This is a genomic window from Pleomorphomonas koreensis DSM 23070, from assembly GCF_000425185.1.
GTDB lineage: Bacteria > Pseudomonadota > Alphaproteobacteria > Rhizobiales > Pleomorphomonadaceae > Pleomorphomonas > Pleomorphomonas koreensis.
The window spans coordinates 186,587-200,501 of sequence record NZ_AULH01000008.1 but is presented as its reverse complement, the minus strand read 5'-3'; the positions used below and the strand labels follow the sequence as shown (position 1 = coordinate 200,501).

Below are 13,915 nucleotides of genomic sequence, written 5' to 3'. Positions count from 1 at the left end.
CCGTCAACAAGCATAGGGAATCGGATGCCATGGCCAAGGCAACGACCATCAAGATCCGGCTCGTCTCGACCGCCGACACCGGGTACTTCTACGTCACCAAGAAGAACTCGCGCACGATGACCGAGAAGATGACCAAGACCAAGTACGATCCGGTCGCGCGCAAGCACGTCGAGTTCAAGGAATCCAAGATCAAGTGATCCGGTTCCGGCCGGACACGCCTCAAGGCGCCCGGCCTCTACGGCTTTCCGCAGGAGGCACCCGTTTCGGGTGCCTTTTTGCGTTTCGGGCCTGAGGGCATCGCTGCCGACAGGTTCTGACGCAGCACGGTTTACAGTCCGCCTCCCACTCCGGAGACTCCTGCCGATGACCGCCGATCGTCCCGCCTTCGTCACGGCCGCCGGGGCGCGCCGGGCCACCGCCTTCGCGCTGGTCGCCGTGTTCCTCGATGTGGTCGGATTCGGGCTGATCATCCCGGTGCTGCCGCGACTGATCGAGGAGGTGGGACACACCGGGCTCGACGAGGCGGCCCGTATCGGCGGCTGGCTGTTCGCCGCCTTCAGCCTGGCGCAGTTCATGTTCGCGCCGCTGGCCGGCGCACTGTCCGATCGCTTCGGCCGGCGGCCGCTGCTGCTGATCGCCATCGCCGGTCTGGCGGTCGACTATGTCGTGCAGGCGCTGGCGCCGACCGTGCTTTGGCTGTTCGTCGGCCGGCTGATCGCCGGCGTCTGCGGCTCGTCGCATGTCATCGCCGGCGCCTGCCTCGCCGACGTCAGCGCGCCGGAGAATCGCGCCCGCGCCTTCGGCCGCATGACGGCCGCCTTCGGGCTCGGTTTCGTGCTGGGGCCGGCGATCGGCGGTCTGCTCGGCGAGTTCGGGACCCGCGTGCCGTTCTGGAGTGCCGCCGCGCTGGCCAGCGCCAACTTCCTGTTCGGCCTCCTGGCCTTGCCGGAGACCTTGCCGCGCGACAGCCGCCGTGCCTTCCGCTGGCGCGAGGCCAATCCGCTCGGCGTGCTGGCCGTGTTCGCCCGCTATCCCGGCGTGCTGCCCTACGCGCTGGTGCTGACGGTGTTCTTCTTCGGAACCTCGGTCTACCCAGCGGTCTGGTCCTTCTGGGGCATGGCCAAATACAATTGGTCGGCCACCACGGTCGGACTGACGCTGGCCGCCTCCGGCCTCGCCGTGGCGCTGCTACAGGGATTCGGCACCGGCCCGGCGGTTGCTCGCTGGGGCGAGCGGCGGATGGCGGCCGTGGGCATTGCCGGTGCCGCGGCCACCTGCATCGGCTTCGCGCTGTCGCCGACCACCGCCGTCGTGGTGGCGATGCTGGTGATCAACGCCGTCGAGGGATTCGCCCATCCCATGCTGTCGGCGCTGATGTCGAAGGCGGTGCCCGAGGACACGCAGGGAGCCCTTCAGGGCGGCATCTCGGCGCTGATGAACATCGCCATGCTGATCGGCGCCATCTTCTACACCCAGGCCTTCGCCTACTTCCTGTCGGAGGCGGCGCCGGTTCGCAGTCCGGACGTCTCGTACTTCATCGCCGCCGCCCTGATGCTCGCCGCGCTCGCCCTGTTCCTGCGGCAGGCGCGGCGGATGGCGGCGTGAGGCGTCAGTTGGCGGGCGTTTCGTCGGGCGCCGCGTCGGGCTTCGCGTCAGGGGTTGCCGGCGTCGCACCGGGCGGCGGCGGCATCTCCGGCGCGGCACCGGGGGCGGCCGGCGCCTCATTGGTTGCCGCGTCGGGCAACGCCGGCGTTTCCGGCGCCGCGGCCTTTCCGGCCTCGACTGGCGGCTGGTCGCAGGGCGTCGTCGGCAGGAACTCGAAATGGACGATCTTGCCGCTGAGGACGAAGTCGCCGTAATCGAGCCGCATGCGCGAAGAGACGCCGTTCTCCCAGAGGTCGAAGGAAATCGAGTAGTCCGGCGGCTGGTCGCCGCCAATCTCGCCGCCGAAATAGGAAACGGTGACCGGCCAGCGGCGGAGATCGCCGATCGGCTTCTCGCTGGTGTCGGGCGGCGTGGCGCGCGCCATGCCGATGGCGGTGGAGGTGTGGAAGACGTGCTGGCCGCCGTCCGAGCCGTCGTAGACGTCGTCGGAGAATACCGTGGTGCCCTTTTCCGCCTCGGCGATGGTCTTGAGGAGCTGGGCGGTCGGGAAGATCACCGGCTTGTCGATGGTGAAGCCGGTGTCCTCGGTGAGCTTCAGCTTGACGTCGACCTTCTCGCCGTCGCGGAGGGCGGTGCCCTTGACGTCCTGGGTCTGCACCTCGTTGACAAAGGTCTGCGAGCTGAAGTCGAAGCTGTTGCCGTCACCGCTTTCGACATTGCTGTTGCGCAGGTCGGTGACCGCCGCGTTGCCCTCGCCGTCGCCGGTCTCCAGCACGAACCGGAAGGCCGACTTGTAGCCCTCGCAGGCGTTGCCGGTGAACTCGTAGACCATGCGCCCCTTCATATCGACGGCGGCGTCGCTGATCTGGGCGTTCTTTTCGAGGGCGAGGTCGTAGGCGACGCGGTGCGGCACCAGGCCGCCGGCCAGCGCCGGGTCGATCAGCGCCGAGACGGCACAGGCGATCGTCGCCGATCGGAAAAGCGGGTTCATTGTAGGGCTCCCCGGCGCGTCGTCACGGAAACGGTTGGAGTATCCGGATGAATGGCCGGAGGATAGCACGTATCCTTGCGGAAACATCAAGCGATCGCAGCGGGAAGCGGCGTGCCGGATGGGCCGCCGAGTTGCGCTCGTCGGCGCGATGGGGCAAGACTCCAACTCCCATTTTCGGAGATTTCCCATGACCAGTTCCGTCGAATCCGCCCTTTCCGGCCTCGGCCTGACGCTGCCGGAGGCGATCGCCCCCGTCGCCAACTACGTGCCCTACGTCCGCACCGGCAACCTCCTGTTCGTATCCGGCCAGATCTCCAAGACGGCGGCCGGCGCGGCCGTCACCGGCAAGCTCGGCGCCGACGTCGACGTCGCGGCCGGCCAGAAGGCGGCCGAGCTTTGCGCCCTCAACATCCTCGCCCAGGTGAAGGCGGCCGTCGGCGACCTCGACAGCATCGTCCGCGTCGTGCGGCTCAACGCCTTCGTCAATTCCGCGCCGGAATTCACCGACCAGCCGCAGGTCGTCAACGGAGCGTCGAATCTGTTCGCTAACGTGCTGGGCGACAAGGGCAGGCACAGCCGCACGGCTGTCGGCGTCGCCGCCCTGCCGCTCGGCGTCGCGGTGGAAATCGACGCCATCATCGAGGTTTCCTGACGCAAGATGACGGACATTTCCTGGCTCTCCGCCCGCCCGATCGCCCACCGCGGCCTGCATGACGACAAGGCCGGACGAATCGAAAACACGCTCTCGGCCTTCGACGCGGCGGCGCGGGCGGGCTTTGCCATGGAGATGGACGTCCATCTCTCCGCCGACGGCGTCGTCTATGTGTTCCATGACGATCATCTCGACCGGCTGACCGCCGGTCGGGGGCCGGTGGCCGGCCGGACGATGGCCGAACTACGGGCCATCCCGATGATCGGCACCGACGATCGCATCCCGACGCTGCGGCAGGTGCTCGATCTCGTCGCCGGGCGGACCGGCCTCGTCGTCGAGATCAAGAGCTACTTCGCCGAGCGCCAGCGCGACCTCGTCGCGGCCACCGCCCGCGAGCTTGCCGGCTACGGCGGGCCGGTGGTGGTGGAGTCCTTCGATCCGCGGCAGATCCAGGACCTCGCGGAGATCGCGCCCGATCTGCCGCGCGGCATCGTCGCCGACGATGCGGCGAGCGCCGAGGACTACAATCACTATCGCTTCGTCGACCGCGACGAACTGGCCGGTCTCGGCCACCGTGACTGGTCGAAGTTCCAGTTCGTCAGCTACTGGGTGCAGCTGCTCGGCAACGACGTCAGCCGCCGGGTGCGCGACGACTGGCATCTGCCGCTGACCGCCTGGACCGTCCGCACGCCGGAGGACCGGCGGGCGGCGCAGGATTTCGGCGCCGGGCCGGTGTTCGAGGGGTTCGATCCGGACGCCTGAATGCCCAGGGGTTCAGGCTCATTCCGCCATGGCTATGCGGAGCCGGAGTGGCTCAGGATGTTGATAAGGCGTCCGAACGGGTCGCGGACATAGAAGCGCCTGACGCCCCAGGGTTCGTCAGCCGGGCCATATTCGATTTCCAGCCCGGCTTCGCCAACGCGCTTCTGGACCTCTTCGAGATTGTCGACTTCGACAGAGAGGTCAGGAACAGCCGTTCCAGAGCCTCCTTCGCTGGCAATGCTGACCTGCGGCCTGCCATCTATCGCTGGCGCGGCAAATGTAATGATCCAACCATGATCCATGACAGCTTCAAGGCCCAGTATGTCACAGTAGAACGACCGAGCCGCATCAGGATGCGGCGCGGAAATATTTGCGACAATCCGTTTAACGGCCATTATTATCTCCTCGGTTTGAAAAGTATAACCTTTTCAGAGCCGGAACGCGGTGGCGGCGTCGAGGCTTGCGGCTGAAACCGACAGCCAGGACGACGAACGCCACATCGCCAATAACCTCCTGCTTCAGCGGAGACCCCTCTGAATCAATGTGATCCGCACGTTTCACGAGGATGATTGGTTTTGGAATCTGGAGCATGTCCGGTGAAATCCGGTTCACCGGACATGCTCCATCTCTTTGTTGGGACGCAATTCCGGACGCCAGACCGGCTCCCGCTTTGGCTGGAATTGCTCCTGGCGCTCAGCCGACGAAGGCGGCGCGGTTGACCTCGAAGAAGGCGGAGAGCGGACGCGGCTCGCGTCCGGTCAGTTGCTCCACCGCGTCGGAGGGGGTGGAGAGCAGGCCGGCGCTGTTGGTGGCGTCCATGGACAGCGTCAGGGCGACGACGAACTCGGGCACGCCCGCCACCTTCAGGGCGGAGGCCAGCGTCTCCGGCGACAGGTGGACGACGTTGATCGGCTTGCCGAGCGCCTTGGTGGCGAGAGCGGCCACCTCCTCGATCGTCAGGGCCTCGCCGCCGGTGATGTCGTAGACGGCCTTGTCATGGTCCCACGGACGGACGAGGGCGGCGGCGGCGGCGCGGGCGCAATCCTCGCGGGCGACGTAGGCGACGCGGGTGCCGGGCGCCTCGGCGGTATACCAGGCGCCGCTCTTCAGCACCGGCGGCAGGGTCCTGAGCAGGTTCTCGTGGTACCAGTAGTTGCGCAGGATGCGATAGGGGAGGCCACTCTCGAAGATGGCGGCCTCGGTGCCGGCGTGGTCGCCGGCGAAGATCAGCGGATGGCTGGCGCCATGCGGGTTGGGCGCCGAGGTGTAGACGATGCCCTTGACGCCGGCCGCCGTGGCGGCGGCGACAGCGGCCTTATGGCCGGCGAGGCGCGTGCCGATGGCGTCGGAGGAGACGATCAGCAGGCGGTCGATGCCGGCGAAGGCGGTGGCGAGGTCGTCGGGCTTGTCGAAGTCGACGGTGCGCACCGCGACGCCGCCGGGGCCGACGTCATCGAGCTTGGCGGGGTCGCGGGTGCCGGCGACGATATCGGCGGGATCGATGCCGAACTCCTCGACGAGATAGGCGACGACACTTCGCCCGAGCTTGCCGGCGGCGCCGGTCACCAGCAGTTTCTCGCTCATCGCTTGCCTCGCTCCGCTGACTTGCTCCGTGTCCCTTGTCTACTTCTAGCATGGGTGTCGGGTTCCGCGCGATTGGCGGAAAAGGCGGCGGGCCTTCGGCCGGGCGAGCGGCGAACCGCCGTCCCCATCCTCAGGTCGCGAGCGCCGCCTTGAGCTTGTCGGCATGGCCGGAGAGCAGCGCCGCGTCGGCCATCTTGCCGGTGTGCGGGCGGAGCGGCACGCCGAGATAGCGCGGCACCACGTGGAAATGCAGATGGAACACCGTCTGGCCGGCCGGCGCCTCGTTGAACTGCATGACGGTGGCGCCGTCGGCGCCGAAAGCGTTGACCGCCGCCTTGGCCACCTTCTGCACCACCTTGATGACCTTGGCGACGACATCGGGGTCGGCATCGAGGATGTTGCGGGAGGGCACCTTCGGCAGGATCAGCGTATGGCCGTCCGACTGCGGCATGACGTCCATGAAGGCGAGGGCATCGTCGTCCTCGTAGACCTTGTAGGCGGGAATCTCGCCACGCAGGATCTTGGCGAAGATGTTGTCGGGGTCATAGGCGGTCATCGCGCGCTCCTCGGTAATGTGTTGAACCGCAAGGTGGTCTTTCCGCTCCGGCCGGTCAATCCCGTTCCTGCAAGGGGCCGCGCCGGAACGGGCCGAGGCCCTCCAGTTCCGTCTCGGCGCGGAGCACGGCGCGCCGCTCGCGGGCAAGGAAGTCGGCCACCGCCCGACGGAAGCCGGCATCGGCGATGAAGTGGGCTGAACGGGTGGTCTCCGGCAGGTAGCCGCGGGACAGCTTGTGCTCGCCCTGCGCCCCGGCCTCCACCACCTCAAGGCGATGGGCGATGGCGTAGTCGATGGCCTGATGATAGCAGACCTCGAAATGCAGGAAGGGGTGCTCCTCGATGGCGCCCCAGTTGCGGCCGTAGATCCGGTCGGAGCCAATGAGGTTGAGCGCGCCGGCGATGTAGCGGCCGGCTCGCCGCGCCATCACCAGCAATATGCGGTCGGCCATCCGCTCGGAGATCAGCGAGAAGAAGCGGCGGTTGAGATAGGGCGTGCCCCACTTGCGATTGCCGGTGTCCATGTAGAAGGCGAAGAAGGCGTCCCAATGCGCCTCGGTGAGGTCGGCGCCGCCGACCCATTCGATGGTGATGCCGTCCGCAAGCGCCTCGCGCCGCTCGCGCTTCAGTGCCTTGCGCTTGCGCGAGGCGAGCCGGCTGAGGAAGTCGTCGTAGCTGGCGTAGCCGTCGTTCCGGAACTGGAACTGCTGGTCGAGCCGCTCCAGCCAGCCGTCGGCGGTCAGGGCGACGGCGCCTTGCCCGTCGGCGAAGGTGACGTGCGCCGACGACAGCTCGTAGCGGTCGGCAACCAGCCGCAGCCCCTGGGCCAGCGCCCGGCGCGTTTCGGGATCGGCGGCGAGGAGGCGCGGGCCGGCGACCGGCGTGAACGGGACAGCCGATTGCAGCTTTGGATAGTAGCGGCCGCCGGCCCGCTCCCAGGCGTCGGCCCAGCCGTGGTCGAACACGTATTCGCCGTAGGAGTGGCCCTTGAGATAGGCCGGCACGGCGCCGACGAGCCGCCCCTCGTCCTCAAGCAGCAGATGGCTTGGCAGCCAGCCGCTCTCGGCCGTGGCGCAGCCGGAATCCTCGCAGGCCGACAGGAAGTCGTGGCTGACGAAGGGATTGAAGGAGGTGGGCTCGCCCTCTCCCGTCCAGTGAAGAATGCCGCGCGGCCCCACCTGCCAGCCGGGGTTGGCGAGGCGGTCCCAGTCCTCGCGGCCGACGGTGGCGAGCTTGTCAATTGTGCGGAGCGACAGCGATTTGGGCATGTTGCGGTGGATTCGCGGCTGGATACGGGTTTTCACGAGGATAGCCCGGCTGTCACCATCAAGGCAAATCGCGAATTTTCACGCCGGATCAACACTGGAGCCCCGGCGGGCGAAACCAAGGATTAACGTGAAGTACGCTATCTGGGATTGTTACTGAGAATGGATATCCGACGTGCACAGACGCCACAAGTTGACGAAGCGGGAGATGGAGGAGCTGATCGCCCGCCTGCGCAATCCCAATGTCAGGGTCGGTGAACAGCGGCAAGCCTCGCGGATAAACTGCCGCTGGCCAGCCATGGTCCAGAACGATCCGCGCGATATTGCCTGCGTCGTCGAGAATATCAGCCACAACGGTTGCCGCGTGCGCACCATCGGCCATCTGTTCGCGGCCGGCGATTCGGTTGTGGTGCGCATCCCCTCGCAGAAGATGGTGCTGGACGGCATCGTCGCCTGGGCGCGCGCCGAGGAGGCGGGCATCCAGTTCAGTTTCGGCGAGGAAAGCCACAACCTGACCGTCTGACGGCCTGCGGGCCGGATCGGGGCGCCGGCGGGCGAATGGGGGTGCCCGCCGCCGGCGCCGCCGTTGTCAATGGGCCATGCCGGGCATCGCCGCCATCGGCTCGGCGCCGGTGAACAGCGTCGGGTCGAGCATGCCGAAGATCATCGCCACGTGGGCGACGATCAGGAACAGCGCGACGAAGCCGGCGTGTACGCCGAGCCTGGCCTCGACGCTGCGGCCCTTCAGGATCAGTCCGAGATCGATCAGCGCGATGCCGCCGAGCGGAATGACGCCGGCGAGGTAGAAGCCGACGGCGATGACGTCGGCGGCGCCGCGCCAGCCGCCGCCGCTGGTCAGCGGTACCACGGCGGTGAAGAACAGATACAGGAAGACGCCGAGGAAGTAGACGCCGGCGATCGAGCCGGCGACGCGGCTCAACTGCCGCACCGCGCCGTCGAGCTTGCGCGTGTAGAGCAGGTAAAGCTCGGCGATGGCGATGGTCTCGGCCAGAATCACCGGCACCGCCATGAACAGGATGAGGTTCCACGGCTGGTTGGTGGCCAGCAGTTCCATGTAGTGGGTCATGGGCATGATCGTCTGTCTCCGTGCCGAAGGACGCGGCGCACGGGCTCGCGTTCGGCGGATGGTCCATTTGCTAGGGATCGGGTCGGAAGACGATCAGGCGCGGGGCGGCGGCGTCGGCGGCGGCGCGGCGAGAGGAAGCAGGCGGCGGACGCCGCAGGGCGGCAAGGCCATGGCCACGGCCGGCATCGACGGCGCGGCGACGACGACGTCGAACAGGCCGGCACAAGCGGCCGGGCAGGTGCAGGCGGCGGGCTTGCCGCGATCATGGCAGATGTCGGCGCCCTCGATGCAGGCGGCCGCGTCGGCGGCGGCGTTGAGCTGCGCGGCCGCATGATCGAGGATGGGCATCGCGTCGGGCAGGGCGGCCGGCATAGTCGGACCGGTGGCGGCCGGCATGGCGTGGCCGCCGTGCTCGTGCGCGCTCGCCGCCGACACCAGGGCCAGCGTGAGAAACGCGAAGAGGACGAGGACCCGGCGGATCATGTTACCCGTTGCGGCAAGCGGCGGCGGCGCGACTATCGGGATGCGCTTGGCCGCCGTCAATCGCGGAAGATTGCGGCGGCACGACGACGGTCAGTGGTTGTGGCCGTAGACCGCCTCGGGGTCGAAGCGGCGTTCGCCGCCGACGTGTTCGAGCCGCACCGGGCCATCCTTCGCCGTCTGGCCGAGCGGCACCGCCCGATAGAAGCAGGACACATGACCGGTGTGGCAGGTAGCACCGGCGCCGGTGACGCGGACGCGCAGCAATAGGGCGTCCTGGTCGCAGTCGGTGAGAAGCTCCACCACTTTCTGGACGTTGCCGGAGGTGGCGCCCTTGTGCCAGAGTTCGCCGCGCGACCGGCTCCAGTACCAGCCCTCGCCGGTCTCGATGGTCAGCGCCAGGCTCTCGGCGTTCATGTAGGCGAGCATCAGCACGGCGCCGCTGTCGGCGTCGACGGTGACGCAGACAATGGTGCCGTCCGGCCCGAAGCGGGGCGTCAGCACGCTGCCCGCTTCCAGCGCCGCCTTGTCGCCGGGGGGCGGGAACGGTTTCGTCTCGGTCATGTCGGGTTCACCTGTGCTCCCCGCGCACCATCATCATGAAGCGGGCCTGCTCGGTCGGGTCGGTCTTGAAGCAGCCGGTGAAGCGGGCGGTGACCGTGGAGGCGCCCGGCTTCTGCACGCCGCGCATGGTCATGCAGAGGTGCTCGGCCTCGATCAGCACGGCGCCGCCGCGCGGCTTCAGCACCTTGTCGATGGCGTTGCTGACCTGGGCGGTCATGGTCTCCTGCGTCTGCAGGCGGCGGGCGTAGGTCTCGACGATGCGCGCGAGCTTGGACAGGCCGACGACGCCGGTGGTCGGATAATAGGCGATGTGCGCCTTGCCGATGAACGGCACCATGTGGTGCTCGCAATGGGAATAGAAGGGGATGTCGCGGACGAGGATCAGCTCCTCGTAGCCGGCCACTTCGGTGAAGATGCGGTCGAGCACGTCCTCGTCGCTCTGGCCGTAGCCGGAGAACAGCTCGGCATAGGCCTTGACCACCCGGCGCGGCGTGTCGCGCAGGCCCTCGCGGTCGGGATCCTCGCCGGCATAGGCGATCAGCGTGCGGACGGCGGCCTCGGCTTCCTCGCGGCTGGGGCGGCGGCCCTTGCAGGCGCTGGCGGTGAAGATGGCATCGTCCATGCTCGATCCTTGCTCGATGCGTCCGGCCGCGCTTGGCGGCGGGGCCGTCTCTGGCCTATATACGCGCCATGCCCCGGAGTTCAAAGGTGGTTGGCCGCTGCCCGCGACAATATGCCCGGCCACACGCTGAAGGTGTCAGCATGCTCGACGAGGTCTACAGCGCCCGCATCCTCGATCTCGCCGGCAACATCGGTCGCCTCGGCCGGCTTGAGGCGCCGGACGCCACGGCAACGCGGCGGGCGCCGCTCTGCGGTTCGACCATCACCGTCGACATCGGGATGGACGGCGACGTCGTCGCCGACTACGCCCACGAGGTGAAGGCCTGCGCGCTGGGGCAGGCGGCGGCGGCGGTGATGGCCAACGAGGTGGTCGGCGCCACGGCGGCCGAACTCAGGCAAGTGCGCGACGAGATGCGCGCCATGCTGGAGGAGGGCGCTCCGCCGCCCGCCGGCCGCTTCGGCGATCTGCGCCATCTCGAACCGGTGCGCGATTTCAAGGCACGCCACGCCTCGACCATGCTGGTGTTCGAGGCGGTGGTCGCTTGCCTCGACGCCGTCGCGGCGCGGGCTGGCAGGGGGTAGGCCATGTGCGGACACCACGCCCATTCCGAACGCTCCGACGCGCCACGGCGGAAGACGCCGGGCCGCCTTGTCGGCGGGGCGCTGATCCGCGCCTATCAGCTGGTCCTGTCGCCGCTGATGGGGCGGCAATGCCGGCATCTTCCAACCTGTTCGAGCTACACCGACGAGGCGATCGGCCGCTATGGTCTGTGGGCCGGCGGCTGGATGGGGCTCGCCCGCATCCTGCGCTGCAACCCCTGGGGCTCGTCGGGCTTCGATCCGATCCCCGAGACGCTCGATCCCGCCTATCGCTGGTGGCGGCCGTGGGCGGCGGCGCGCTGGACCGGCGCCCACATCGATCCCGCCACGCGGCTAGATTGACGCTTCCTCGGCCGCCCGCGCCCGATGGCCGGATACCTCGGCGCCGGCGCCGGGCGCCATGCGGGCGTAGATGGGGATGCAGAGAAGGCCGATCACCGCCAGCACCAGGAAGGCCGGGATGAAGTCGCCCGGCAGCACGGCCATGTCGCCGCGCATCGAGCGGGTGATCTCCAGCACGGCGGCGCCGATCGCCACGCCGAGCGCCGCCGAGATCTGCTGGCCCACCGAGGAGATCGACGTGGCATGGCTCATGCGGCGGCTGTCGACCTCGGCGAAGGCGAGACCGTTCAGCGCCGTGAATTGCAGCGAGCGGAAGAAGCCGCCGACCAGCAGCACGCCGAAGATGACGGCATGCGGCGTCGTCTTGCTGAAGGAGATGATGGCGATGAGGAAGGCGGTGGTGAACAGCGTGTTGACCATCAGCACCATGCGGAAGCCCCAGGCGCGGACGATGCGCGGTGCCGTGAACTTCATCAGCACCGCGCCGGCGGCGGTGGCGAAGGTGAGCATGCCGCTCTCGAAGGGCGTCATGCCGAAGCCGAGCTGGAGGAGCAGCGGCAGCAGGAAGGGGATGGCGCCGACGCCGATGCGGAACAACAGGCCGCCGAGCACCGACACGCGGAAGGTCGGCAGGCGGAACAGGCTGAGGTCCATCAGCGGCTCCGGCGTCCGGCGGGCGTGGCGGGCGTAGGCGACGAGCGCCGCGCCGCCGCCGACGATCAGCACGATGTCGAGTGAGGACGGTAGCACGCCGATGCCGCTCGCCGCGACGCCGAACACGAAGCCGGCGAGGCCGATGCCGGACAGCACGAAGCCGCGCGTGTCGAGCGGCGGCAGGTTCGCCTCCTTGTAGTTCTTGATGAATACGCTGACCAGCACGAGGCCGACGACGCTGATCGGGATGTTGATCCAGAAGATCCAGCGCCACTCGAAATAGGTGGTGATGAAGCCGCCGAGCGGCGGCCCGAGCACGGGGCCGATCATCGCCGGCACCGTCAGCCAGCTCATGGCGCGCAGATAGTCGGACTTCGGCACCGAGCGCAGCATCACCAGCCGGCCGACCGGCACCATCATGGCGCCGCCGGCGCCCTGGACGATGCGGGCGGCGACGAAGCCCTCCAGCGACGACGACAGGCCGCAGAATACCGAGCCGGTGACGAACACCAGGATGGCCAGGCGGAAAATGGTGCGGGCGCCGAAGCGGTCGGCCATCCAGCCGGAGATCGGCAGGAACACGGCGACCGAGATCAGGTAGCTGGTGAAGGCGAGCTTCAGGGAGATGGGGTCGACGGCGAGGTCGCGAGCGATCTGCGGCAACGAAGTCGCGACCACCGAGCTGTCGAGATTTTCCATGAAGAGAGCGCAGGCGACGATGAGCGGAATGAGCATGACGGTCTCGTATTTGGTCCGGTTTATGGCGGAAGCGCGACCAAGGGTCGAGGGGGCGGCGATCACATGTCGGAGAACATGACTGTCATGCGCGCGGAAACGCTGTGTCACCTTTGATTTCGGAGGCTTCCCGGACTAAAGTCGCTCCGTCGGAGTGGGGTTCCCCATGCCGGCAACCATTCTCGGGGCGGGGTGCAATTCCCCACCGGCGGTAATGGCGGCGCGCCGCCTAGCCCGCGAGCGCTCCGGCTTAACGGCCGGAGGTCAGCAGATCCGGTTGGATTCCGGAGCCGACGGTACAGTCCGGATGAAAGAGAAGGGTGTGCTGAAAATCCCGTTCGCGGCCGGCAGCAGCCGATCGCGACCGATTGTCGCCATGACCCATCGCCCTGATTCCGCGTCGTTCCTTGTCTAGAGGATCCGAACCTTGAATCAGAGCCCGAACAAGACCCGGTCGTTCCCCGTGCTCGGGGCGACCTACATGGTGTCCGCCGGCGTCGTCTTCGCCGCCATCAACGTGCTCACCCAGTGGGTGACCGGCACCTATCACTACTCCTCGCAGGCCCTCGTCTTCTGGCAATACGGGCTGTCGCTGATCTTCTTCCTGCCGAGCCTGATCAAGCTCGGGGCCGGCGCCTTCCGCACGGCGCATCCGGTGGCTCACATCGTCCGCGTGATCTTTGCCACGCTCGGCGTGCAGTTCTTCGTCGGCGCGCTGGCGGCCGGCGTGCCGATCGCCCAGGTGGTGGCGATCGACATGACCTCGCCGTTCATGGTGATCATCGCGGCGCGCCTGATGCTCGGCGAGCGCATCGGCCCGCATCGGGCGCTGGCCGCCGTGGTTGGCTTTGCCGGCGGCATGCTGATCCTGGCGCCGTGGTCGGACAGCTTCAGCGTCTACAGCCTGTTGCCGCTCGGCGCGGCGGCGATGTGGGCGGGATCGTCGGTGATGACCAAGCAGCTCGCCGCCGTCGAGCGGCCGGAATCGGTCACCGTCTACCTGCTGGCGCTGCTCACGCCGATCAACGCCGCCTTCCTGCTGACCTCCACCGGTTTCGACTTCGGCGCCGCCTTCGCGCTGCCGGGCGGCACGGTGCTGTGGGTGGTGCTGGCGCTCGCCGCGCTGACCGCCGCGGCGCAGTATCTGCTGACGCTCGCCTATGCGCGCGCCGACGCCTCCTATCTCCAGACCTTCGACAACGTCCGCCTGCCGCTCAACACGCTGGCCGGCTGGCTGGTGTTCGCCTATGCGCCAAGCGGTTACCTCTGGATCGGCGCCGTGCTGATCATCGGCGCCTCGCTCTATCTCCTGCGCACCGAGGCGGTGAAGCCGGTCGAAAGCGGGCCGGTTCCGGCCTGACCGGAGGTCCGGCCGGCGGGCGGCCGGCCCGCCGGCCATTTTTGATCGAAAGCGGTGT

General features: G+C 68.1%; 18 protein-coding genes and 1 riboswitch. Of the genes, 8 read left to right on the top strand and 10 right to left on the bottom strand.

What is annotated here, in order from left to right:
* Positions 1-29 precede the first annotated feature (29 nt).
* Both rpmG and H512_RS23070 read left to right on the top strand, forming a co-directional pair.
* On the top strand, positions 30-197 hold the full coding sequence (gene rpmG, locus H512_RS0107705; RefSeq protein WP_026782960.1) for a 50S ribosomal protein L33: 168 nt from the start codon (positions 30-32) through the stop codon (positions 195-197).
* Between the two features lie 70 nt (positions 198-267).
* Entirely contained in the window at positions 268-1,605 is a 1,338-nt protein-coding gene (locus tag H512_RS23070; RefSeq protein ID WP_281170330.1) for a TCR/Tet family MFS transporter, read from the top strand.
* Between the two features lie 4 nt (positions 1,606-1,609).
* Here H512_RS23070 and H512_RS23065 read toward each other — a convergent pair whose 3' ends face one another.
* Complete coding sequence (locus H512_RS23065) at positions 1,610-2,596, bottom strand: EipB family protein (protein ID WP_053239665.1); 987 nt, start codon at positions 2,594-2,596, stop codon at positions 1,610-1,612.
* 187 nt (positions 2,597-2,783) lie between these two features.
* On the opposite strand from H512_RS23065, the gene H512_RS0107690 reads away from it, so the two are divergent.
* Together H512_RS0107690 and H512_RS0107685 are read left to right on the top strand one after the other, a co-directional pair.
* On the top strand, positions 2,784-3,248 hold the full coding sequence (locus tag H512_RS0107690) for a RidA family protein (RefSeq protein WP_026782959.1): 465 nt from the start codon (positions 2,784-2,786) through the stop codon (positions 3,246-3,248).
* 6 nt (positions 3,249-3,254) lie between these two features.
* Complete coding sequence (locus H512_RS0107685; RefSeq protein ID WP_026782958.1) at positions 3,255-4,010, top strand: glycerophosphodiester phosphodiesterase family protein; 756 nt, start codon at positions 3,255-3,257, stop codon at positions 4,008-4,010.
* 32 nt (positions 4,011-4,042) lie between these two features.
* Here the strand turns inward: H512_RS0107685 and H512_RS0107680 are convergent, their stop codons facing one another.
* The 4 genes from H512_RS0107680 to H512_RS0107665 form a co-directional block, all read right to left on the bottom strand.
* The gene (locus tag H512_RS0107680) at positions 4,043-4,405 is read right to left on the bottom strand and encodes a VOC family protein (RefSeq protein WP_026782957.1); all 363 of its coding nucleotides are present in this window, start codon (positions 4,403-4,405) and stop codon (positions 4,043-4,045) included.
* Between the two features lie 298 nt (positions 4,406-4,703).
* Positions 4,704-5,594, bottom strand: a complete 891-nt coding sequence (locus tag H512_RS0107675) for an SDR family oxidoreductase (RefSeq protein ID WP_026782956.1) — start codon at positions 5,592-5,594, stop codon at positions 4,704-4,706.
* Positions 5,595-5,724: 130 nt separating this feature from the next.
* Positions 5,725-6,150, bottom strand: a complete 426-nt coding sequence (locus H512_RS0107670; protein ID WP_026782955.1) for an HIT family protein — start codon at positions 6,148-6,150, stop codon at positions 5,725-5,727.
* A 55-nt stretch (positions 6,151-6,205) separates the two neighbouring features.
* Complete coding sequence (locus H512_RS0107665) at positions 6,206-7,417, bottom strand: GNAT family N-acetyltransferase (RefSeq protein WP_036790564.1); 1,212 nt, start codon at positions 7,415-7,417, stop codon at positions 6,206-6,208.
* Between the two features lie 205 nt (positions 7,418-7,622).
* Here H512_RS0107665 and H512_RS0107660 point away from each other — a divergent pair, with 205 nt between their 5' ends.
* Positions 7,623-7,937: a PilZ domain-containing protein gene (locus H512_RS0107660; protein WP_026782953.1), complete on the top strand. Its 315-nt coding sequence runs from the start codon at positions 7,623-7,625 to the stop codon at positions 7,935-7,937.
* 66 nt (positions 7,938-8,003) lie between these two features.
* Here the strand turns inward: H512_RS0107660 and H512_RS23060 are convergent, their stop codons facing one another.
* The 4 genes from H512_RS23060 to folE all read right to left on the bottom strand — a co-directional run bounded on the left by H512_RS23060 (position 8,004) and on the right by folE (position 10,167).
* On the bottom strand, positions 8,004-8,507 hold the full coding sequence (locus H512_RS23060) for a DUF6803 family protein (protein WP_036790561.1): 504 nt from the start codon (positions 8,505-8,507) through the stop codon (positions 8,004-8,006).
* A gap of 87 nt (positions 8,508-8,594) precedes the next feature.
* A complete protein-coding gene (locus tag H512_RS0107650) occupies positions 8,595-8,984 on the bottom strand; it encodes a hypothetical protein (RefSeq protein ID WP_026782952.1) in 390 nt (129 codons plus the stop codon).
* A 90-nt stretch (positions 8,985-9,074) separates the two neighbouring features.
* Complete coding sequence (gene hisI, locus H512_RS23055) at positions 9,075-9,545, bottom strand: phosphoribosyl-AMP cyclohydrolase (protein WP_036790558.1); 471 nt, start codon at positions 9,543-9,545, stop codon at positions 9,075-9,077.
* A gap of 7 nt (positions 9,546-9,552) precedes the next feature.
* Entirely contained in the window at positions 9,553-10,167 is a 615-nt protein-coding gene (folE, locus tag H512_RS23050) for a GTP cyclohydrolase I FolE (protein WP_053239664.1), read from the bottom strand.
* 140 nt (positions 10,168-10,307) lie between these two features.
* On the opposite strand from folE, the gene H512_RS0107635 reads away from it, so the two are divergent.
* A complete protein-coding gene (locus H512_RS0107635; RefSeq protein ID WP_026782951.1) occupies positions 10,308-10,748 on the top strand; it encodes an iron-sulfur cluster assembly scaffold protein in 441 nt (146 codons plus the stop codon).
* Between the two features lie 3 nt (positions 10,749-10,751).
* Entirely contained in the window at positions 10,752-11,108 is a 357-nt protein-coding gene (yidD, locus tag H512_RS0107630) for a membrane protein insertion efficiency factor YidD (protein WP_026782950.1), read from the top strand.
* On the opposite strand, the gene H512_RS0107625 is transcribed toward yidD, so the two are convergent.
* A complete protein-coding gene (locus H512_RS0107625) occupies positions 11,100-12,497 on the bottom strand; it encodes a DHA2 family efflux MFS transporter permease subunit (RefSeq protein WP_026782949.1) in 1,398 nt (465 codons plus the stop codon). The two genes, yidD and H512_RS0107625, sit on opposite strands and share 9 nt — an antisense overlap.
* A 174-nt stretch (positions 12,498-12,671) precedes the next feature.
* Positions 12,672-12,820, top strand: a riboswitch (FMN riboswitch).
* 104 nt (positions 12,821-12,924) lie between these two features.
* Here H512_RS0107625 and H512_RS0107620 point away from each other — a divergent pair.
* Positions 12,925-13,857, top strand: a complete 933-nt coding sequence (locus H512_RS0107620) for a DMT family transporter (RefSeq protein WP_026782948.1) — start codon at positions 12,925-12,927, stop codon at positions 13,855-13,857.
* Positions 13,858-13,915: the final 58 nt, after the last annotated feature.